Annotated in this window: 14 protein-coding genes and 1 tRNA gene; 8 read left to right on the forward strand and 7 right to left on the reverse strand. The window is 52.4% G+C overall.

Features of this window, described 5'->3' with window-relative positions; genetic code table 11:
- The first annotated feature begins 69 nt into the window (after window positions 1-69).
- The 3 genes from ACAW75_RS17835 to ACAW75_RS17845 all read left to right on the forward strand — a co-directional run bounded on the left by ACAW75_RS17835 (window position 70) and on the right by ACAW75_RS17845 (window position 4,310).
- A complete protein-coding gene (locus ACAW75_RS17835; protein ID WP_370730106.1) occupies window positions 70-2,169 on the forward strand; it encodes a carboxy terminal-processing peptidase in 2,100 nt (699 codons plus the stop codon).
- 553 nt (window positions 2,170-2,722) lie between these two features.
- Window positions 2,723-3,310 carry an RNA polymerase sigma factor gene (locus ACAW75_RS17840; protein ID WP_370730107.1) on the forward strand — a complete coding sequence of 196 codons (588 nt, stop codon included), beginning with the start codon at window positions 2,723-2,725 and terminating at the stop codon, window positions 3,308-3,310.
- A 1-nt stretch (window position 3,311) separates the two neighbouring features.
- Window positions 3,312-4,310: a S1C family serine protease gene (locus ACAW75_RS17845; RefSeq protein ID WP_370730108.1), complete on the forward strand. Its 999-nt coding sequence runs from the start codon at window positions 3,312-3,314 to the stop codon at window positions 4,308-4,310.
- Between the two features lie 101 nt (window positions 4,311-4,411).
- Here ACAW75_RS17845 and ACAW75_RS17850 read toward each other — a convergent pair whose 3' ends face one another.
- The 5 genes from ACAW75_RS17850 to ACAW75_RS17870 all read right to left on the reverse strand — a co-directional run bounded on the left by ACAW75_RS17850 (window position 4,412) and on the right by ACAW75_RS17870 (window position 13,885).
- On the reverse strand, window positions 4,412-5,653 hold the full coding sequence (locus ACAW75_RS17850) for an efflux RND transporter periplasmic adaptor subunit (RefSeq protein ID WP_370730109.1): 1,242 nt from the start codon (window positions 5,651-5,653) through the stop codon (window positions 4,412-4,414).
- A gap of 8 nt (window positions 5,654-5,661) precedes the next feature.
- Window positions 5,662-10,158, reverse strand: coding sequence for a CusA/CzcA family heavy metal efflux RND transporter (locus tag ACAW75_RS17855; protein WP_370730110.1), 4,497 nt, complete (start codon window positions 10,156-10,158; stop codon window positions 5,662-5,664).
- Between the two features lie 206 nt (window positions 10,159-10,364).
- Complete coding sequence (locus ACAW75_RS17860) at window positions 10,365-10,754, reverse strand: hypothetical protein (protein WP_370730111.1); 390 nt, start codon at window positions 10,752-10,754, stop codon at window positions 10,365-10,367.
- Between the two features lie 139 nt (window positions 10,755-10,893).
- Window positions 10,894-12,273 (reverse strand): lipopolysaccharide biosynthesis protein, encoded by a 1,380-nt coding sequence (locus ACAW75_RS17865; RefSeq protein WP_370730112.1) that lies wholly within the window; start codon window positions 12,271-12,273, stop codon window positions 10,894-10,896.
- 400 nt (window positions 12,274-12,673) lie between these two features.
- Window positions 12,674-13,885: a dipeptidase gene (locus ACAW75_RS17870; RefSeq protein WP_370730113.1), complete on the reverse strand. Its 1,212-nt coding sequence runs from the start codon at window positions 13,883-13,885 to the stop codon at window positions 12,674-12,676.
- 197 nt (window positions 13,886-14,082) lie between these two features.
- On the opposite strand from ACAW75_RS17870, the gene ubiE reads away from it, so the two are divergent.
- The 3 genes from ubiE to ACAW75_RS17885 all read left to right on the forward strand — a co-directional run bounded on the left by ubiE (window position 14,083) and on the right by ACAW75_RS17885 (window position 15,730).
- Window positions 14,083-14,826 (forward strand): bifunctional demethylmenaquinone methyltransferase/2-methoxy-6-polyprenyl-1,4-benzoquinol methylase UbiE, encoded by a 744-nt coding sequence (gene ubiE, locus ACAW75_RS17875; protein ID WP_370730114.1) that lies wholly within the window; start codon window positions 14,083-14,085, stop codon window positions 14,824-14,826.
- Window positions 14,754-15,512 (forward strand): type IX secretion/gliding motility protein PorT/SprT, encoded by a 759-nt coding sequence (gene porT, locus ACAW75_RS17880; RefSeq protein ID WP_370730115.1) that lies wholly within the window; start codon window positions 14,754-14,756, stop codon window positions 15,510-15,512. Before ubiE ends, porT begins: the two co-directional genes overlap by 73 nt.
- Window positions 15,513-15,652: 140 nt before the next feature.
- Window positions 15,653-15,730: transfer RNA gene (locus ACAW75_RS17885), tRNA-Val, on the forward strand.
- Between the two features lie 224 nt (window positions 15,731-15,954).
- Here the strand turns inward: ACAW75_RS17885 and ACAW75_RS17890 are convergent.
- On the reverse strand, window positions 15,955-17,079 hold the full coding sequence (locus tag ACAW75_RS17890; RefSeq protein WP_370730116.1) for an aldose epimerase family protein: 1,125 nt from the start codon (window positions 17,077-17,079) through the stop codon (window positions 15,955-15,957).
- A gap of 179 nt (window positions 17,080-17,258) precedes the next feature.
- Here ACAW75_RS17890 and ACAW75_RS17895 point away from each other — a divergent pair, with 179 nt between their 5' ends.
- Both ACAW75_RS17895 and ACAW75_RS17900 read left to right on the forward strand, forming a co-directional pair.
- Window positions 17,259-18,638, forward strand: coding sequence for a Gfo/Idh/MocA family protein (locus tag ACAW75_RS17895; protein ID WP_370730117.1), 1,380 nt, complete (start codon window positions 17,259-17,261; stop codon window positions 18,636-18,638).
- Window positions 18,639-18,650: 12 nt separating this feature from the next.
- Window positions 18,651-19,574 (forward strand): SMP-30/gluconolactonase/LRE family protein, encoded by a 924-nt coding sequence (locus ACAW75_RS17900; protein ID WP_370730118.1) that lies wholly within the window; start codon window positions 18,651-18,653, stop codon window positions 19,572-19,574.
- A 61-nt stretch (window positions 19,575-19,635) separates the two neighbouring features.
- Here the strand turns inward: ACAW75_RS17900 and ACAW75_RS17905 are convergent, their stop codons facing one another.
- On the reverse strand, window positions 19,636-20,391 hold the full coding sequence (locus ACAW75_RS17905) for an SDR family NAD(P)-dependent oxidoreductase (protein ID WP_370730119.1): 756 nt from the start codon (window positions 20,389-20,391) through the stop codon (window positions 19,636-19,638).
- Between the last annotated feature and the right edge of the window lie 83 nt (window positions 20,392-20,474).

The raw sequence follows: 20,474 nt of genomic DNA on the forward strand, positions 1-20,474 counted from the left end.
CTGTTATAAAGCATACGCAAGTGTTGTACCTCGCTCTTTTGCTCTTTCAGTCTTTCGCTCTTTGTCACGATGAGAAAATACCTGATTACACTGGTTCCTGTGCTGATGATGAGTCTTCAGCCAGAATCTCGTACGGCTTCGGCTTCAATCAGTCAGCAATCGACTGTCTGGACTCCTTCGGGCGATGACTTAAAGCCAACTGTCACACAAGAGCGCGTGGAACAGGCTGTCACTCAGCTGTTGACACGCTATCATTACCGGAAAGTGCGGTTGAGCGACTCGTTGTCGACAGTTGTGTGGAACAACTATTTGAAGGAGATGGACCCCAGTAAAGTTTATTTTCTCTCCTCAGATGTTGCTTCTTTTGAGAAGTATAAAAACCAGATCGATGATGCACTAGTCAATGGTGACCTGACGGCCGCTTTCGATATGTACAACGTATTTCGGAAGCGTTTCAACGAGCGGAACGAGTTTGTGAAGCAGACGCTGAGCAAGCCGTTTTCATTCTCTGTTGATGAGTCGTATAATGTTGATCGGGAAAAAGCCCAGTGGCCAAAATCGCTCGACGAGCAGAATGATATTTGGCGGAAAATGCTGAAAAATCAGGCATTGGAACTGAAACTGGCCGGTAAAGCAGATACCTCTGTTGCCAGTCTGATGAATAGCCGCTATAAAAACCTGGCGAAAAATCTGGGTCGAATCAAGAGCGAAGACGTGTTCCAGTGGTACATGAACGCCTTTGGCGAAACCCTGGATCCACACACCAATTACCTGGCCCCCCGTACGGCCGATATATTCAATGAGGAAATGAGCGCATCGCTGGAGGGTATCGGTGCCCGCTTGCAGGCAGATGGTGAATACATCAAAATCACTGATCTGGTACCCGGCGGTCCCGCATTGCGGAGCAAGCAGTTTACGGCCGGTGATAAGATCATCGGCGTAGCGCAGGGCGACACCGGTCCGGTTGTAAGTGTCATTGGTATGGAGGTCGATGAGGCAGTGAAGCTCATCAAAGGGCCCAAAGGGACGGTTGTTCGGCTTCAGATAAAATCACCGTCGGCTCTGGCTACCGATGTACCCAAAGAAATTCGGATCGTTCGCGAGAAAATCAGGATTGCAGAAGCGCGTGCCCATAAAGAAGTAATTGACGTTACGGAGGAGGGACATACCTACAAATTTGGTGTGGTTGTATTGCCAGTGTTCTACCGTGATTTTGAAGGCGCCCGCCGTCGTGAATCTGATGTGGCCAGTACAACGACCGACGTGAAAAACCTGATCGACTCGCTGAAGCAACAGAAGGTAGATGGTATCGTTATTGATCTGCGTGGCAATGGCGGTGGTTCACTAATTGAAGCCATAAACCTGACGGGGCTGTTCATTCCGAAAGGACCGGTGGTACAGGTACGTGACTCGGGTGGAGAAACCGAAGTGATGGCCGATAACGATCCGTCGGTAACTTATGATGGGCCGCTTGCCGTGCTGGTCGACCGTTTCAGTGCTTCGGCGTCCGAAATTTTTGCGGCGGCTATTCAGGATTACCACCGGGGTATCATTGTAGGTGGTCAGACATTCGGGAAAGGGACGGTCCAGCAGTTGATCGATCTGAACAATATGTTGCCTAAAGAACAGGATAAGGTTGGCCAGGTGAAAATGACCACACAGAAGTTCTACCGGATCAATGGCAGCAGCACGCAGCACAAAGGCGTAACGCCCGATATTGAGTTCCCATCCCGTTATTCGGCCGAAGATTTCGGTGAAAGCTCACAACCAAGTGCGCTCCCCTGGGATCAGATCGCTTCGGCGCGTTTCGATGCTACTAGCTTCATCACTGATAAATTGACCGCCAGTCTTCGTGCAAAATACGAGCAGCGGCTAAAAACGGACGTTGATTTGAAGCGCGAGGCACAGGCTGTAAGCGAATTCAAAAAGGCGAAAGGCAACACAATCGTATCGTTACAGGAGTCGAAGCGTAAGAAGGAGAAAGAGGACGCTGAGAAAAAGACGGCCAGTATGGAAAAAGCCGCTCCAGTCGATGAGGCTGACACCGCAAATACGGCGGCTAAAGCGAAGAAAAAGAAAGACACGTACCTGACAGAAGCCGGCCGCGTATTGGCTGATATGATTGCGCAGGGTGGTCAGAATAAGACTAAACTGACGAGCAATAACTAGTTTAGGTACGTTATTCATAAAAAAACCGAGGTGATAGCGCCTCGGTTTTTTTATGAGCGGATAAGATGGCCGTAGTGCCGAAGCTCCAGCTTCGGTGGGACAGCTAGTTCAACTACCGAAGCTGGAGCTTCGGCACTACAAACGCAAAAAGCCCCTCGGTTGCGAGGGGCTTTCTGTAAGCGGTTAGCGAAACTTATTTCGCTGAGTCAGATGCCATAGTCGTAGACGTCATCGTTGACGACTCAGGAGCCATCATCGTTGTGTCTGTAGCCATGCTGCTGCTATCGCTAGACATGGTCATCGTTGAGTCGGTAGTAGTAGTCGTAGACTCAGTTTTCTTTGATTCACAGGCAGTAGCCAGAGAAACAACTGACAATACGAACAGAGCTGATTTTGCGAAGCCTTTCATGATCTTATGTGTTTAAATGTTATTGGTTAACTTTCCATACCTTAATACGATAGACTAGAGAAGGTAACCCACGATTCTAAAAATAATTTTATCTTTTTTTTGGGTTACCAACTAACCCATTCGGTATTAACAAGTAAGCAGTGTATGAGGGAAACGACACGGTTGCTGTCGACAGACGAAGCCCTGTTGATCGGCTTGGCGGAAGGCTCTGACCGGGCGTTAAGTCAGCTGTATCGGCAACATTATCCGATGGTGGCGCAGTTGGTGATTAACAACAGCGGCTCTACGGATGATGCCCAGGACATTTATCAGGAAACACTCATTGTGCTTTTTGAGAAAGTGTCGGCGGGGGATTTTGAGTTGAATTGCCAACTGAAAACTTTTATTTACGCGGTGGCCCGGCGTTTGTGGTTAAAACAACTGGCACAACGTGGTCGCTCACCGCTTATTCGAACTGATCAGTTTGAGGAGGAACCGGCAGAGTCAATAGCTGATGATCTGGCTGACCATCAACGGCGCGATCAGCAGTTTGAGCAAATGGCGGCTTCATTGACCCGTCTGGGGGAGCCCTGCCGGACATTGCTGGAAGATTTTTACATCCGACACCTTTCGATGCAGGCCATTGCCGAGAAGTTCGGATATACGAATACAGATAACGCCAAAACGCAGAAGTATAAATGCCTGACGCGGTTAAAGCGGTTATTCTTTGCCACCTATAAAGACAACGAATAGTATGGACGCTAATGAAAAAGAACCCATTGAGACCATATTGCAGGCTTATGGCCGGCGGCTGGCGTTTCAGGATAAATTAAAGCGGGTGCACCAACAACTGGAAGCCGATTCGTTGCTGGAACCCGCCGTTGCTGATCCACGGGCGCAGGTGCGTGCCTGGTGGCGAACACACCGACCAACGCTTGCCATTGCGGCGGCAGTGGCCATCCTGACCACATTCGCTACCATTATCATGTACCGTTCGTATCAGAACAGCCATAAGCAGGAACAGCAATATGGCATGATGATGCGGAATCTGGCCGTTATTCAACAAACGCAGAATAAACTGTTGAACAACCTGAGTGGCCGGGGCCGGGTATTTCAGCAAAATCCCGGTCAGGTGGCTGGCTCCGGGTTCTTACTGACGGCATCAGGTTTTCTGGTGACGAACAACCACATTGTGCAGGGTTCAGACTCTGTCTATGTGCAGAGTCAGCAGGGCGTTGTGTATAAAGCGCGCCTGGTTCATACCGATCCACAGCACGATCTGGCTATTCTGGCCATCGGGCAGGATACCGCCTTCCATGCGCTGCCCCCTGTACCGTATAGCTTCGAGGCACGTCCGTCTGATCTGGGCGAGCGCGTTTTTACACTCGGTTATCCACGTGAAGAAATTGTTTACGGCGAAGGCTACCTGAGCTCAGGCACTGGCTTCCGGGGCGATTCGGCGGCTTATCAGGTGGCAATCAGCGTGAATCCCGGTAACTCGGGCGGTCCGTTGCTCGACGAGAAAGGGAATGTGATTGGCATCATCACGGCTAAACAGATCACGTCGGAAGGCGCCACCTTTGCCGTAAAGACGAGTATATTGCTGGACGCTCTCCATGCCATTTCGCCCGACTCGCTGAAAGGCGACGTGCTGGCTTTAAACCGGAAAAGCCGGATGGTCCGTTTGTCTCGCAAACAGCAGATCAAGCAGATGCAGAGCTACGTGTATCAGGTAAAAGTATTCAAACACTAATCTGAACGTACCTAAACCAACAAACGCCATTCCCTATCAGGAGTGGCGTTTGTTGGTTTAGGGCCTTACGGTTTCCGAATCAGTACTGACCAGGATATCGGTCACTCTTCTTCGCTGTTGTTTAGTTTGCTGAGTAAACTGTACCCGCCGTTAAGGACAATTGGTGTTTGGGCTGAGTTAATGCCGGCTGGCAGGTTGACGGCAACGTACCCATTTTCCTGAACACCTGTACTCACTTCTACCTGCCTGAACTGGTACACAACCGGATTCCCCGCTTTCTTCTCCAGCACATATACGTATGATCTACCCCCGAAACCGATGATGGCTGTTTCGGGCAGCGTAGACAGCGACTGCGCCTTCACATCAATCTGGGCAGCTACGTACCCACCGGGAATAAAAATGGGTTTACGTTCGCTGGGGTGAGCCAGTACTTCGATGGTACGGTCTGCCGAAATGGCTTTGCCAATCAGGAAAATGGCTGCCCGGTGAATAGGCGCCGCATCGCTACCCATGCCAAACCGAACGGGTTGCCCCAATCGAATCTGGTTAATGTCTTTTTCGAAAATATTCAGCCGCACGTGCAGGTGTTCAACATTGGTGATCTCGACCAGGACGTCGGCCGGGTTAACAAAACGACCTTTGTTGACGGGTACGTTGGTAATGTAACCCGAGGTGGGTGCGGGTACGGTAATCGTGCGGGTAAGTCGGGCGGGGCTCAGGGTTGCTGGGTTGATGCGCAGAATAGCCAGCCGTTGGGCGGCGGCTGCCAGTTGGGCCTGTAAACTCTGACGATTGGCGCGTGTTTGCTGAAACGTTTTAAGCGCACTGACGTTCTCGCGGCTCAATTCTTCCTGCCGGGCGTAGTCCAGGTCGGCGTACTCCAGTTTAGCTTTGGTTTCCAGATAATCCTGCTGAAGCTGAATGTAATCGGGGTTTTCGAGCACCACCAGCGTTTGGCCTTTACGGACTTGCATGCCTGGCTCAAGGTCGATTTGGCGGATATACCCCCCAAACGGTACGGATACCGACACCAGATTAGAGGCGGGTACGTCGATGGCACCGTTGGCCTTCAGCACTGAACTGAGTGTACGGGTGGCGGGCTGGCCCAGCTGTATGTCGGCCACCGCATATTGTGCCTGTGTAAGCGACACACGTACCTCGCCGTCTGTTGAGTCGTTTTCAGACCTGTTGGCGGTTGAGTCGGCCGCTGAAGCCAGTTCGGTTTTTTCTGCTTTATCGGCCGCTGATGAGCAGGCCCCCGGCACAAGACCAAAAAGAACAAGCACCGAATAAGTCGAGGCTGTAAGCAAGAGACGCTGAACCTGTTTTCGTATGAATCGCATGGGTGCTGTTAAGGATTTCCGAGTAGGTAGGTGATATAAAGGACAGATTGATTGTACTGATTGAGCAGATCGAGATACGACGAACGAATGGTCAGCGCCTGCTGGATGGCTAGCGAAAATTCAACGTACCCGATATCGCCGCCCCGGAAAGCCCGGCGTGCGTTGGTTTGGATTAACTGCGCCTGGGCCAGCCCGTTCTGTTCGTAGTAGGCCAGCGCAGTGCGATATTGATCATACTGATTGACGGCCTGCTGTACTTGTTGATGGAGAGCGAACTGGCCCGTTTGCAGTTCGGCCTGAGCCACCTGCTCCCCAATGCGAGCTGCCTCAACGCGGGCTTTCTGAGCTTTGCCAAACAGCGGAAACGTAACGCCTAGCTGACCGCCCGTGAATCGGTAACCGGGCCCGAAATAGATCTCCTGCCCGTCGATAAGCTGATTGCCGATCAATGTTTGCGAAAATAGACCAATCAGAAAGTCGGGCCGTAAACGGGCCTGTTCAACCAGGCGAGTCTGTTCAGCAACGAGGATCTGCTGTTGTAACTGCCGAATTTGGGGGTGCTGGTCAGACAGGGCCACGACCGACCGGGGCAATCCAGACTGAGGCCGTTGCAGACTATCGATGGCATATGGCAGCATTAGTTTAGGAAGTGCCTGTTCCGTAGCGTCAAGGGCATCGGGGCTGTAAAGCAGCGTTTTAAGGCGCGTTCGGGAGGCTATCAGCTCAGCGTCGAGCTGGGCCAACCGCACACGCTGATCGGCCAGTTGGCTTTCGGCGGTGGCTTTTTCAAGGCTACCTGCCTCGCCAGTTTTGACCCGTAGCGTGGCTGCCTGCACAAATTCAGTAAGGAGTGTATCCTGTTGCAAATACAACCGACGACGTTGGTGCAGGTAATTTAGTTCGTAATACGCCGCCTTGACCTGGTACCGGATGTCGTTTTGGGTAACGGCTACTGCTGCCTGCCTGCTCGCCACGGTCTGGTCATTCAGGTCGGCCAGACGACGCATCAGAACGGGATTTGGAATGGTGTGTGCTACCGTCAGGTTGTTGTCGAACCGACGGCTGTTGTACTGGCCAAGCAGAGCCGTGACCGATAGCCGGCCGGCTTCATAAGCCGTTCGACGCAGGGCCTGCTGCTGCGTTACGCCCAGATTAGCAATCTGGAGTTGCCCGTTTCGGGTGGTTGCCTGTTGAAGGGCCTGATCGAGGGTAAGCGTTTGGCTGGGCGCCACCTGCGCCCGGCTTACCAACGTACCCAGCAGAAGCAACGCAATTGTGGCAGCAGGTACGTTGCTTTTCAAGGTTTTTCGCGGGCCTTCCTGTACGTCGCGATCCAGTGATTGGCGTTCGAAAAGCGAATATAGAATCGGCAGGATGAGCAGGGTTAGCAGCGTAGCTGTCAGCAGCCCGCCGATGACCACCGTGGCCAGCGGTTTTTGCACTTCAGCCCCGGCCGAATTGGATAAGGCCATCGGTATGAAGCCAAACGAAGCGACCAGGGCCGTCATAACAACAGGACGTAAACGAATTTCGGCCCCTTGCCGAATGATTTCGGTCATATCTGTCAACCCTTCTTCATATCGTAGACGGTTGAATTCAGCAATGAGCACGATACCGTTGAGCACTGCCACCCCAAAAAGCGCGATGAAACCAACCCCGGCCGAAATACTAAATGGCATGCCGCGTGCTAACAAGGCGAACACCCCGCCAATAGCCGCCAACGGAATGGCCATAAAAATCATAATACTTTGTCGAGCAGAATTAAACGTAAAAAAGAGCAGGGCGAAAATCAGACCAAGGGCAATAGGAACGGCAACGCTGAGTCGCCGCTTCGCATCGACCAGATTCTGGAAAGCGCCGCCATAAGTGACGGAGTAGCCCGCTGGTAACTTGATTTGCTGACTTACCTGCTGCTGTAGTTCAGTCACTATACTCTCTACGTCGCGCCCCCGTACGTTGAAACCGACCGTGATACGCCGATGCGTCTGGTCGCGCTGAATCTGGTTGGGCGCCTGACCGATACGTACCTGCGCCAGCTGACCCAACGGAATTTGCTGGACCTGACCATCTGGACCTGCCGGAATAGCGACCAACAGATTACGGATATCGTCAACGCTTTGCCGCTTGTCTTCGGCCAGGCGTAACACCAGATCAAACCGTTTTTCGCCTTCGAATACCAACCCCGCCGACTGACCGGCGAAAGCTGTGTTGATGGTCTGGTTCACATCGGCAACGTTGAGGCCGTATTTAGCCATGGCATTGCGGTCGAGCTTGATCAGGATCTGGGATAGGCCTGCTACTTGTTCAATATAAAGGTCGGCTGCCCCGTCGGTCTTCCGAATAAGTGTGCCGACCTGGTTGGCAAGACGCTCCAGTTTGTTCAGGTCTTCACCGTATATTTTGAGCGCAACGTCTTGCCGGGCGCCCGTCATCAACTCATTGAACCGCATCTGAACAGGTTGCTGAAACCCGAACGTCACTCCTGGCACAACAGACAGTGCCTCAGCCATTTTTTCGGCCAATTCATCACGGGTGGTTGCTGAAGTCCACTGGTCTTTCGGTTTCAGAATGACCATCATATCGGCCGCTTCAATGGGCATGGGGTCCGTTGGAATTTCGCCGGAGCCAATTTTGGCAACGACCTGCTCCACTTCCGGAAACTGCCGAAGCAGAATACGTTCACCCTTGAGCGTAGCGTCGACGGTTTCGCTCAGCGAACTACCCGTTAGCGTGCGCGTGTCAACCGCGAAGTCACCTTCATCCAGTTGCGGAATGAATTCGCCGCCCATCCGGGAAAACGTGAAAATTGCCGCCAGGAGCAGCACCATGGCGGCTGTCAGAATCAGCGCGCGGTGCCTGAGTGAACGGAGTAAGAGCGGTTCGTATACCCGAAAAATGCGCTGCATGAGCTTATCGGAGAAAGACGCTTTATGCGCCACTTTTTTGCTCAGAAACAGCGCCGAAATCATAGGCACGTAGGTCAGCGACAGAATAAACGCCCCCAGAATAGCGAAGGCGACCGTGAGCGCCATTGGTCGGAACATTTTTCCTTCAATACCCGACAGCGCCAGAATAGGCAGGTAAACGATTAGAATGATGATCTCGCCGAAAGCCGCCGACGAGCGAATTCGGCTAGCTGCCCCGAATACCTCTTCGTCCATTTCCGCTTGGGTCAGCAACGCTGTATCTGAGGTGTCGGACTCGTGGCGTTCGTTCACCCGTTCGCCTTTCCGCAATTGCAGGTGATGCAAGGTGGCTTCAACGATAATGACAGCCCCGTCAACAATAAGCCCGAAGTCGATAGCGCCGAGACTCATCAGATTTCCCGACACGCCAAACAGGTTCATCATCGAAATCGCGAACAGCAGGGCGAGCGGAATCACCGATGCCACCACAAAACCCGCCCTGAAATTACCCAGTAGCAAGACCAGTACGAAAATGACGATGAGTGCGCCCTCCATCAGGTTACGCTCAACGGTGCCAATCGCGCTGTCTACCATTTTGGTCCGGTCCAGAAACGGGCTGATTGCTACCCCTTCGGGCAACGTTTTCTGAATCTCGACGATCTTCTCTTTCACGCGTTTGATGACCGCCGATGAGTTTTCGCCTTTGATCATCATCACAACGGCCCCAACGGTTTCGCCCTGGCCGTTGCGTGTCACAGCCCCATACCGGACCGCCGAGCCAATGCGTACCGTGGCTATGTCACGTACCCGGATAGGTATACCGGCTGCACCAGTGCCAAGCCGGATCACAATGTTGGCAATGTCGTCGGGCGTGTTGATAAGCCCGTCTGACCGAATAAAATAGGCGTTCGGCTTTTTGTCTATATAAGCGCCGCCAGTATTCTGGTTGTTTTGCTGGAGTGCATGAAACAGATCGGCAAGGGTGATGCCCACACTGTTGAGCCGGTCGGGATCGATGGCTATTTCATACTGTTTCATCAGGCCGCCAAAACCGCTTACATCGGCAACGCCGGGCGTACCCAGCAAGCCCCGTCTGATTGTCCAGTCCTGAATGGTGCGCAGGTCGGTGAGGCTATATTTGGTTTCATACCCCTTTTTAGCGACAACTGTGTACTGAAAAATTTCGCCCAGACCAGTAGTGACCGGTGCCATAACGGGTGTTCCGACACCCGGTGGAATTTCACCGGCAACCTGCTGGAGGCGTTCGGCGATTTGCTGGCGTGCCCAGTACACATCCGTGTTGTCGGTAAAGACGATGGTGACAATAGAGAGGCCAAAGCGCGAAAACGAGCGTAACTCCGTGACATTGGGAATGTTGGACAGGCTGACTTCGATAGGGAAGGTGACCAGCCGCTCGATATCCTCGGCCGCCAGTGAAGGGCTGCTGGTAATAACCTGTACCTGGTTGTTGGTAATGTCGGGGACGGCATCGATGGGCAATTGAGTCGCCGACCAGCCACCCCACAGCACCAGGGCCAGTGTGAACAGGCCAATGACAAGTTTATTCTCAATCGAGAATTTGATTATGGCATTCAGCATAGAATAGCAGTGGGAAAGGCTGTGCCACGGTGACTGCCGGAGCACAGACGTAAACCTGCGTTTATGGCGCAGCGTCAAGCGATTGATGAGGATGCTTAGACTCCAGCTTGAGGCGGCGTTGAAAACGCGCTCATGAATAAATAGACCTGTTGTGGTAGACAACGAAGCCCGAAACGAACAGACTACGCCCTGGTTGGCACGCAATTCTACTGTCGGGGCGGGTTGATCAGCGAACGAATCGCGGTGAAGGCGTAGAGGTCTGCCTTACGAAAAAAAAGAGCCTTTGCCACATGAACAACCGAAAGCGACTCGATAAACAGATCGAGACGAAGCGGGGTAGGCGTTGAAATCGAGAGCGATTGGCCCGCAACCGGAAGGTTATGATGGTTGTGGCCGGGATGTTTCTGATGATCAGAACTCGCATCGTAATGCATCATCAAAAACGAAAAAAAACCCAGCGAAGTATCCGTCTGTCGATGCTGCTGGTAGTGATTCGCTAACTCGACCCACCTGGCCGACTGGTCGATACCAAAGCCAGGCAGCAGATTACTGCCAAGCATCAGGTTAACCAGTAAGATGGCCAGAATGGATTTCATGGGTTGTCTATGGCTGCCTGACGCAAATCAGACTCTAGAATGTTGGTTCGCTATACTGGTAAAGATACTTCATCTGGATTCGATATAGCTAGCAGCCCCTACTTTTATGCAGTGACCGGCCGTAGCCTGCCGGGTAAGTCTACTCAGCCCAGATACCTCGGGCAGTTCGGGAAACCAGTTTATCGGCCTGTATTGTCCCGAATACCGTACCGAGCAATAGCGAAATTATCGACGCGATGATTATTCCTTTATTGCCAAAGCTAAGCGTTCGTCCAAGGTACACGCAGAGCGGAATATTGATAACAGCACCAGCCAGCGCCGTAAACAATTGCATTTTCACTTTCCCAAAGCCATTGATCACGGTAACCGTGATATTGTTCCAGCAGGAAACCAGTACAAAAATGGCCATCAGGATATTCAGCGACCAGGATGTCTTGAAAGCGGGGCCTAACCAGATATGATACACCTTGGCCGACACCAGCAGCATAACACCAATGACCAGCAGAATGACCAGCCAACTACGCTTCAAGCGTGAATAGGATGTTTTGACCCAGGCCAGTTCATTCTTGGCGTAGGCTTCGGTAAAGGCCGACCAGAAAGGTGAAATAATAACGAAGAAGAACGAATTGATGGCGTTATAATACCTGAAAACAACGCTGTATTCGGTAACTGATTTAGGGCCGAAAAGCTTGGAGATCAGTACGTTGTCGGTGTAAAAGATGACGACGCCCGCTAATTGAATAATAAAGAACTTCAGGCCGAGACTCATCAACTTAGGGCGCACACTAAAATCAATCGCTTTCAGTGATGGGGCATAGTCACGAAGCTGACCCCGATAATAATAGAAGCTAAAAGCAATCAGGACGATCACGGGCACAATGGCCGACATGATAGACACAGATAACAGATTGTTGTAATGGCCAATGCCTAAACCCCATATGCCAGCTACCAGACCAATATTGACCACCAGGTAGATTGTATTGGAAAGGGCCGTTTTCTGAAGAGCAAGCAATACGTAGGATACGGTATCAAGCAAAATTTTAGAGCAGAAACCCGCCAACGTTACCAGTACCAGCAGGCTTACATACGCATTCGTTAGCCGAACATTTAACACATATTTCCAGTCGACCAGATAGATGGCAATGCAGGCAACAAGCAGGAGCGCCAGCTGAATTATGGTGAACAACACATAAGCGGTGCTTATATACGTACGGCCAGTCTCATGATCTTCCTGCGCTACAGCTTCGGTCAACCGATTGCGCAGGCCGTTACCCAGACCGATGTCGAAGAACGAGGCGAACGTTACCAACGAACTGATGGCCGTCCAGATGCCGTATTTCTCCTCATGCAGTAGCCCAAGCGTGATGCGAACCAGAATGAATGAAAGAACAATATTTCCACCTTTCACCAGGACGCTTGCCACTGAATTTTTGAACGCCTGCCTACTACGGGGGTGCGCCGTTCGGACGGAAGTGACCCGGTCGGTCAGCCATACAGTCAGGTTACGGCGTGGATTCATACTATAGCGATAAAGGGATAAATCAAGTTAATGAGGACAAAAGTACGGAACCTAGCCCGGATATTGCCACTCGCCTTACTAAGCTCAACTGGGCAGGGCATTGGCTGCTGAATTATTCGGTCGAGCTTATGTATTGTCATCGTTGGCAATACAAGGAATCCTTTTTAGCGAAACCAGGCCTGTTGGGGCCATGTCTCTAGACCGTCTGCCCGCTTCAATGTCACAAGCCGAAAGCCATTTTTTGTGGGGAATAGCCAGAAATCCTGCTCACAGTGCTGCAGGTGAATGGCAGATTGATCAGTAAGAACTAAGTTGTCTTATTCAGTGCGTACTATACTACAGGTAAGTAAAAGGGTAAATTGTCTGGCTCGCTCAGTTCGCACGCGTAGAGGCTGCTGACCTAATTAACCTGCTTGGGGCTCGCTTGTTTTCCTAATACGCGTAACAGGTTTCCACCCCAGATTTTGGTGATGTCTTTTTTCGAGTAGCCGCGTTTGCTAAGCTCAGCCGTTAGATTCTCGATCTGACTCACGTCCTCCAGCCCATTCACGCCACCGCCTCCGTCGAAATCGGAGCCAATTCCAACGTGGTCAATGCCAGCGATCTGCACAATATGATCAATGTGATTGACGATATCAGACAGGCTGGCGCGTTCATTCTGGTACACCTGCTTTACCGAATCAGTCCGGGCCTGCTGACGGGCTTCCTGGTCAGGCGTAGCTACCCGGCCAACCCTCGACATTCTGATCTTGGTCAGTGCCTGCCGATGTGCCTCTGACGGCTTGCGAAGGTAGTCACTCACAAAGTTGACCTGAATGACGCCTCCATTTTTGGCAATGGCGCGAATCATCTCATCGGTCACATTCCGTGGGAAATCGCAGAGCGCGCGGCAGTTGGAATGAGAAGCAATGACCGGATATTTAGTCAGCGACAGCACATCGTAGAAGGTTTTATCCGACGTGTGCGAGATATCGATCATGATACCCAGTCGATTCATCTCGGCAACTACCTGCCGGCCAAAAGCGCTGAGACCGTTGTGGATCGGCCCATCGGGGTCGGTTGATGAGTCGCAGATGGCATTGTTGGCGAAGTGAGAAAGGGTAACGTACCTACAGCCAAGGTCGTAATACGTTTTCACCAGCGAGAGGTCCTCCCCAATAGGATAGCCGTTTTCCATACCGATAAAAACAGCTCGTTTCCCTGCTTTCTCAATTCGGTAGGCATCGGCGGGTGAGGTAGCCAGCTCGGCCAGATCGGGGTATTTTTTCAGCGCCTCGTGGATGAGGTTAAACTGATTCAGCGCATTTTGCTTGGCCTCGGCGTGCCCTGCCGGTGTGCGTGGGCCCTGAGCCAGGTAAACGGCGAAGAACATGGCATCCATATTGCCCTGCTTCATCCGGGGAAAGTCGATCTGTGAGTTGTCACGTTTGGTGTCGTGTGCTACGCCAATATCAAACCCTGCTTTTTGCATCATGATCGGCGCATCGGCGTGCGTATCGAGCGTCAGGATTTGCTGATGCAGGCGGGCAATTTTTTTGGTGGGAGGCTCTGGTATCAGGGCTGAGCAGAACGGAATCGCAAGAACAGAAAGCAGTACAAGTGAGCGAGTCATAGACGAAGCGTTTACGAAAAGACAAGTATAGCCATTGCGTGGCGGACGTCGGCCCATCTTGCCGAAACTTTCCACCAGAACCACCGGTTTGAGTGAGAGAGCGAAAGAGTGGAAAGCGCTGTCACTTTTCATGTGAGTGAACAAATAGCAGCCCTTTCACTCTTTCGCCCTTTCACTCTTTTGCTCTTTAAGCACCTATGGCCGTTCTGCCCTACAAAGACAAATCCACCAGCAAGCGTGAGCAGGTGGGGGAAATGTTTGATACGATTGCCCCCAAATACGATTTCCTGAATCACTTTCTGAGTGCAGGCATCGACATTCTGTGGCGGAAGAAAGCGATCAGGCTCCTGAAGCCTTTCGCGCCTAAATACATTCTCGACATTGCCACCGGTACTGGTGATCTGGCGCTGGAAGCCCTTTCGCTGAAACCGGATAAGATCATCGGTGTTGATATTTCAGAAGGTATGCTGGCGGTGGGGCGGCAAAAGATGAAGGAGCGTGGCGTTGATCAACTGATTGAGATGCGGGCGGGTGATTCGCAGGGTTTGCCGTTTGCAGACAATGAATTCGATGCCGCCATCGTTTCGTTTGGTGTACGTAACTTCGAGAATCTGCTGGCCGGGCTGACCGACATGCAGCGCGTGGTACGTCCGGGCGGCGTGTGTATGGTGCTTGAGTTTTCGAAGCCCCGCCAGTTCCCGTTCCGGCAGTTCTACGATGTCTACACAGCCCATGTGGTGCCTTTTTTTGGCAAACTGGTCAGTAAAGACACCTCGGCCTACGAATACCTTAACGAATCGATGCGGGCTTTTCCGGATGGCCCCGATTTTATCCGGGTTTTTGAAGAAGCCGGTTTTAGCAACACTAAATGGATTCCACTCTCATTCGGCATCGCGTCGATTTATCTCGGTCAAAAAGGTCCCCAAGCCGCTCGGCCGTAATCCTTGGCCTGGTCCTGTTACTGGCGCAGGGGGCCGCCGCCCAGTCGACCTATAAGTATATCCGCAAGCATAAGGAAGATTACGACGACAAGCTGGTGCACTTTGGGTTTTATTACGCCCTGCCTTTCACCCGGTATAACGTGACGTACAGCCCGGCTTTTGTGAACCCAGCCGACTCTACCCTGCGGATCACCTCGCCCAACAACGCGGGTTTCCGGGTCGGGTTTACCTTCAACGCCTTTCTGAACGATCATTTCGATTTTCGGTCTAATCCTGGCGTTTCTATTTATTCCCGGTCGGTAAACTATGCTATGGCCAGTGGCAACGAAAAGAGCGACATTCGGGAATCGACCTGGGTTGAGCTGCCCTTTCTGATCAAGTACAAGTCGGCACGGCGGGTAAACTCCAGGATGTATTTGATTGCCGGAGCGTCGGTAGGCATTGAAACAAACGTGCGGCGACGGGAAGCGCTCAGCCAGGGGCGGCTCAACACCAGCACCACCGACTTGAGCGTGGAGTATGGCGTTGGCTTCGAGCAGTTCTTCGAGTTTTTCAAATTCGCCCCGGAGTTGCGCTTTTCACATGGCATTCCAAACGCTTTTAGCGGAGGAACTGCCGGCTCGTCGAGTGCGGGCATCCAGCGACTGACCACGCACACGGTTACGCTTTACCTGAACTTCGAATAGCGAAGTAAAGGGGGATGCAACGTACCTGAAAGCCAGTGCGTTGTAAAAAAGTTGGTTTTTTTTCGGCCCAGAGCTTGCAAAAAGTCCATTTAGACCCCTACCTTTGCATCACCAAAACGGAAAACACCGCCGCGGAGAAAGGGAGTTTAGCTCAGTTGGTTCAGAGCATCTGCCTTACAAGCAGAGGGTCGGGGGTTCGAATCCCTCAACTCCCACCACTGAAAATCAAGCACTTAGCAGATATGTTAAGTGCTTTTTTGTTTTCTGTTATTGGTTCATGCAGTTACTCTACTACCCAATAACTGCTTCAGGTCTATACGCGCCCGGCCGAAGATCGGGGCTTGGCTCGACCAAGGGTTTGACTGGCTCAATACCTGACGCTCTAGCCAACGGAGCTGCTCGGTCAGAAGCTACTGGGTACGTTGCTGATCGGCCGTTATCACTAGCGAACCTTGAAGGTATAGACGGTCGTACTCAGGTACGTTGCTCCCGGCCGCAAGGTAGTGGTTGGGAAATTGGGGTGATTCGGTGAGTCAGGGAAATGCTGGGTTTCGAGGCACAGGGCAAACCGGCGCGTATAGGCTACCCCTTCGGGGCTTCGGACGCTGCCGTTCAGGTGGTTGGCCGTGTAGAGTTGCACACCCGGTTCGGTGGTGTAGACCTCCATCAGTCGGCCGCTGGTTGGTTCGTAGACGGTAGCACCCAGTTTCAATTTTGCCGACTGGTCCGTAAACACCCAGCAGTGGTCGTAGCCTTTACCGTAGCGGATCTGGGTATCGGTCGTGTCGTTGATACGCGCACCAATGGGCGTTGGTTTGGTGAAATCGAACGGGGTACCAGCCACTGACTTGATCTCGCCGGTGGGTACCTGCGTTTTATCCGTGGCCAGTACCTTGTTTGCTTTGATCATGACCACATTATTCATCACGTTGGTTTTCATGCCGCTCAGGTTGAAATAGGCGTGGTTTGTCAGATTGACCACCGTCGCCTTGTCTGTCGTCGCCTTGTAATCGATTCGTAAAGCGTTGTCGTTCTGCAAGGTGTACGTCACGTCGACGTTTAGTGTGCCGGGGTAGTTCTCTTCACCATCGGGTGAGGTATAATGCAGTTTAAGCGCTGGCTCAGCCCCATCAACCGGGGTGGCATCCCACAGTTTTTTGTCGAAACCAACTTTCCCGCCGTGGATATGAATCCCCGCTGGGTTGGTAAATAAGGTATAGTCGGTACCATCGAGCGTGAATTTCCCATGGGCAATGCGGTTGCCGTAGCGGCCAATAATGGGGCCTAAGCTCGGCGTACCTCTCAGGTAATCGGCCAACGTACCCAGGCCCAGCACCACGTTTTCCTGCTTGCCCGCTTTATCGGGCACCGTACACGACACAATGTAGCCGCCGTAGTTCGTGATCTTCACGGCCATGCCGTTGGCATTCTGAAGGGTAAAAAGGCCAACCTCGCGGCCATCTGGCATCTTGCCAAAGACAGACTGTTCAATGCCCGTTTTCTGATGAACGAATGCGTATAGCAGCACAGCGCTGATGAGCAGGAGGAAGGAGACACGTTTTTTCATGGGCAGAAACAGACAGAGCTGCGGGCAATTTATAAGGCACTGCCGGCCCGCAGTTGTGAAAGGCATCGAACAACATTTATTAACCATGCAAGGGTAAGTGTAAAACAGGGCCGTCTTTTCTGAGCAGAAGCAAACCTCACCCGGATCCGGCGTCGGCCGCCAGAAACGTTGTCGCATCAATGCATCAGTTCAACATCAACCGCCGCCACTTCCTGCAGGGAACCACGGCATCACTCGCGCTGGCAGCCTTGGGGGCCAACGGCATGGACATCATTCATCGAGCCAATCCATACCGGGTTGGGCTGATCGGGACCGGCTGGTACGGAAAAAGCGATTTGTTTCGCCTGATTCAGGTGGCGCCCGTAGACGTGGTGGCCCTCTGCGATGTGGACAAGAATATGCTGGCCGATGCGGCCAAGCTGGTTAGCCAGCGGCAGAAGTCGGGCAAGACGCCCAAGCTATATGGCGATTACCGGAACATGCTGGCCGACAACCAGTTTGATATTATCCTGATCGGTACGCCCGACCACTGGCACGCACTTCAAATGATCGATTCGGTAAAAGCGGGTGCACACGTCTACGTGCAGAAGCCGATCAGTGTCGATGTCATGGAGGGCGAAGCTATGGTGGCAGCGGCCCGGAAATACAACAAGGTGGTGCAGGTAGGTACTCAGCGTAAAAGCACCCCCCATTTGATCGACGCCAAGAAAAATATCGTCGATGCCGGCCTGCTCGGAAAGGTATCGCACGTAGAGATGTGCTGCTACTACGCGATGCGGGCCAACGGTAATCCGCCAGTGCAGGCCGTCCCCGATTTTCTGGACTATGACATGTGGACCGGTCCCGCCCCGCTGCGGCCCTACGATGGGCTGCCGCACGTGCGCTGGTGGCGTACGTTTACCGAATATGGCAATGGCATCACGGGCGATATGTGCGTTCACATGCTCGATACGGTTCGCTGGATGCTGAACCTGGGCTGGCCCAAGCGCATCAGCTCAACCGGTGGTATTTATGTGCAGAAAGAAGGCAAGTCGAACATAGCAGACACCCAGTCGGCCATTTTCGAGTATGACGACCTGAACTGTGTGTGGCAGCACCATACCTGGGGTGGACCGGCCAATCCCGAGTATCCGTGGTCGTTCACCCTGTATGGCGAAAAAGGCACACTCTGGGGCAGCACCATGCAGTGTGATTTTATTCCGAAAGACGAAAAGGGGAAAAAGATCCATCTGGATGTGGTGTACGAAAAAGAGAAGTACCCCGAAGACCTGACCGAGCCGACTAACCCGAAGATTGAGCTCAACGCCGCGCCAGCTACGCGGCTGCACATGCTTAATTTCCTGAATGCCATCGAGACGGGTGGCAAGCCCGTTGCCGATATCGAGGAAGGGCATATTTCTACGGCGAGCTGCATTCTGGCCAATATGTCGATGAAAACGGGCCGTCCAATTGTATACGATCCCAAGAAGCGGAAAATTATCGGCGACCGGGAGGCAAATGGCCTGCTGGCCCGTTCCTATCGCCAGCCGTTTATTCATCCTGATCCTAAGCGAGTGTAACGTAGATAGCTAATGACTGCATGGTATAAAAAGCAGGGCCTTGTTGTGGCGCTGCTGGCAAGTATTACAACGGCTTTCGGGCAACAGATGGGCCAAACGGGCCTCGACTCCATTCGGGTTGTTGCCCAGGGAGCAGCGCTTAAGCAGGTATCGTCTCAGTTCACGTTTACCGAAGGGCCAACCGTAGATAAAAAAGGGACGATCTATTTCACGGATCAGCCCAACGACAAAATCTGGACGTACGATACCGACGGAAAGCTGGCTGTTTTCATGGATAAGACGGGTCGCTCTAATGGGCTCTACATCGACAAATCGGGCAATCTGATTTCCTGCGCCGATCTAAAGAACGAGCTATGGTCTATCAGCCCCAAAAAAGAGGTGAAAGTGTTGCTGGCGAATTACCAGGGGCACCGGTTCAATGGGCCAAACGATGTATGGCTCGATCCGAAAGGAGGAATTTATTTCACCGACCCATTTTACGAGCGCCCCTATTGGGAGCATAAAGAGCCGGATATGGCGAAGCAGAACGTGTATTATCTGCCCAAAGGAAAAACGGAGGCAATCTTGGTTGATGGCGATCTGAAACAGCCAAATGGCATCGTTGGCACGCCCGACGGCAAGTACCTGTACGTGGCCGATATCCGGGATAGTAAAACGTATAAATACGAGATCGCTAAAGACGGTAGCCTGACCAACCGCCAATTATTTATACCGATGGGCTCCGACGGTATGACGCTGGATACACAGGGAAACCTGTATCTGACGGGTAGAGGCGTTACCGTGTATACGTCTGCCGGGAAAAAGCTCGGCACTATTCCGGTTCCATCGCGGTGGGTGGGCAATGTCTGCTTCGGCGGCAAAGACCGTAACAAGCTGTTCATCACCGCCTCAGAATCAGTGTATACGCTGGATATGGCGGTAAAAGGCGTTGAATAAGACACATGGCTGACGCGTTGTGTTGCTGCCTGCCACACGCAGCAACACAACGTACCTACACCTAATACGTTGCCCGGCCGCCGGATAAATCAAAGATGAAACCGGTGGTGAAGCTGGCTTCATTCGACACAATCCAGGCAGCCAGTGCGGCTACCTCGTCGACCGTGCCCAACCGTTTCATGGGAATTTTAGCCGTCATATAGGCTAGTTGCTCGGGGGCGGTGTTTTCGTTCATCGCCGTTCTGATCACCGCCGGGGCAATACCATTGACGGTAATGCCTGTTTCGGCGTACTCTTTCCCAACCCCCTTTACCAGGCCAATCACGCCCGCTTTGGTCGAGGAGTAGCCCGTCATATATGGGTTGCCTTCCTTGCCGGCAATGGACGCCAGATGGAGAATCCGGCCATAATTAGCCCGTTCCATGATTTTGATGGCCCATTTCGTCGTCAGGAAGGCCCCGCGTAAATTAACCGAATAAATCCGATCATATTCGTCAACAGAATAGTCGGTGATGCGGGTGTTGGTTGGCCCAACAATACCGGCAGAATTGATCATGATATCCAGTCGTCCCAACTCATCGACGACATGCTGAACGGCCTGGGCCACGGCTGCCTCCTGCGACACGTCGACAACGTACCCACGCACTGTAAATCCCTGCTCACTGAATTCAGCGCAGGTACGGTGCAACAGCGCTTCGTTGCTATCGAAGAGCGCAAGCGTAGCGCCTTCGGTAGCCAGGCGGCTGGCAATCGCTTTGCCAATACCGTCGGCACCACCTGTAATCAAGGCTACCTGGTTTGTAAATCGAGTTGACATACAAGGGAATTATGGATGGGGTTGATACGAAAACATAATAGAGAGAATGGCATTAGTTACTGATCCGTTTTTACTTTTCCTTG

Source organism: Fibrella arboris, from assembly GCF_041321095.1.
Classification (GTDB): Bacteria; Bacteroidota; Bacteroidia; order Cytophagales; family Spirosomataceae; genus Fibrella; species Fibrella arboris.

Bases quoted from the DNA above. Each gene is read 5' to 3' on its own strand.
- ACAW75_RS17835 (WP_370730106.1), top strand. From the start codon at position 70: ATGAGAAAATACCTGATTACACTGGTTCCTGTGCTGATGATGAGTCTT.
- ACAW75_RS17890 (WP_370730116.1), bottom strand. From the start codon at position 17,079: ATGAAAAAACGTGTCTCCTTCCTCCTGCTCATCAGCGCTGTGCTGCTA.
- ACAW75_RS17860 (WP_370730111.1), bottom strand. From the start codon at position 10,754: ATGAAATCCATTCTGGCCATCTTACTGGTTAACCTGATGCTTGGCAGT.
- ACAW75_RS17905 (WP_370730119.1), bottom strand. From the start codon at position 20,391: ATGTCAACTCGATTTACAAACCAGGTAGCCTTGATTACAGGTGGTGCC.
- ACAW75_RS17850 (WP_370730109.1), bottom strand. From the start codon at position 5,653: ATGCGATTCATACGAAAACAGGTTCAGCGTCTCTTGCTTACAGCCTCG.
- ACAW75_RS17870 (WP_370730113.1), bottom strand. From the start codon at position 13,885: ATGACTCGCTCACTTGTACTGCTTTCTGTTCTTGCGATTCCGTTCTGC.
- ubiE (WP_370730114.1), top strand. From the start codon at position 14,083: ATGGCCGTTCTGCCCTACAAAGACAAATCCACCAGCAAGCGTGAGCAG.
- ACAW75_RS17895 (WP_370730117.1), top strand. From the start codon at position 17,259: ATGCATCAGTTCAACATCAACCGCCGCCACTTCCTGCAGGGAACCACG.
- porT (WP_370730115.1), top strand. From the start codon at position 14,754: ATGGATTCCACTCTCATTCGGCATCGCGTCGATTTATCTCGGTCAAAA.
- ACAW75_RS17845 (WP_370730108.1), top strand. From the start codon at position 3,312: ATGGACGCTAATGAAAAAGAACCCATTGAGACCATATTGCAGGCTTAT.
- ACAW75_RS17865 (WP_370730112.1), bottom strand. From the start codon at position 12,273: ATGAATCCACGCCGTAACCTGACTGTATGGCTGACCGACCGGGTCACT.
- ACAW75_RS17855 (WP_370730110.1), bottom strand. From the start codon at position 10,158: ATGCTGAATGCCATAATCAAATTCTCGATTGAGAATAAACTTGTCATT.
- ACAW75_RS17900 (WP_370730118.1), top strand. From the start codon at position 18,651: ATGACTGCATGGTATAAAAAGCAGGGCCTTGTTGTGGCGCTGCTGGCA.
- ACAW75_RS17840 (WP_370730107.1), top strand. From the start codon at position 2,723: ATGAGGGAAACGACACGGTTGCTGTCGACAGACGAAGCCCTGTTGATC.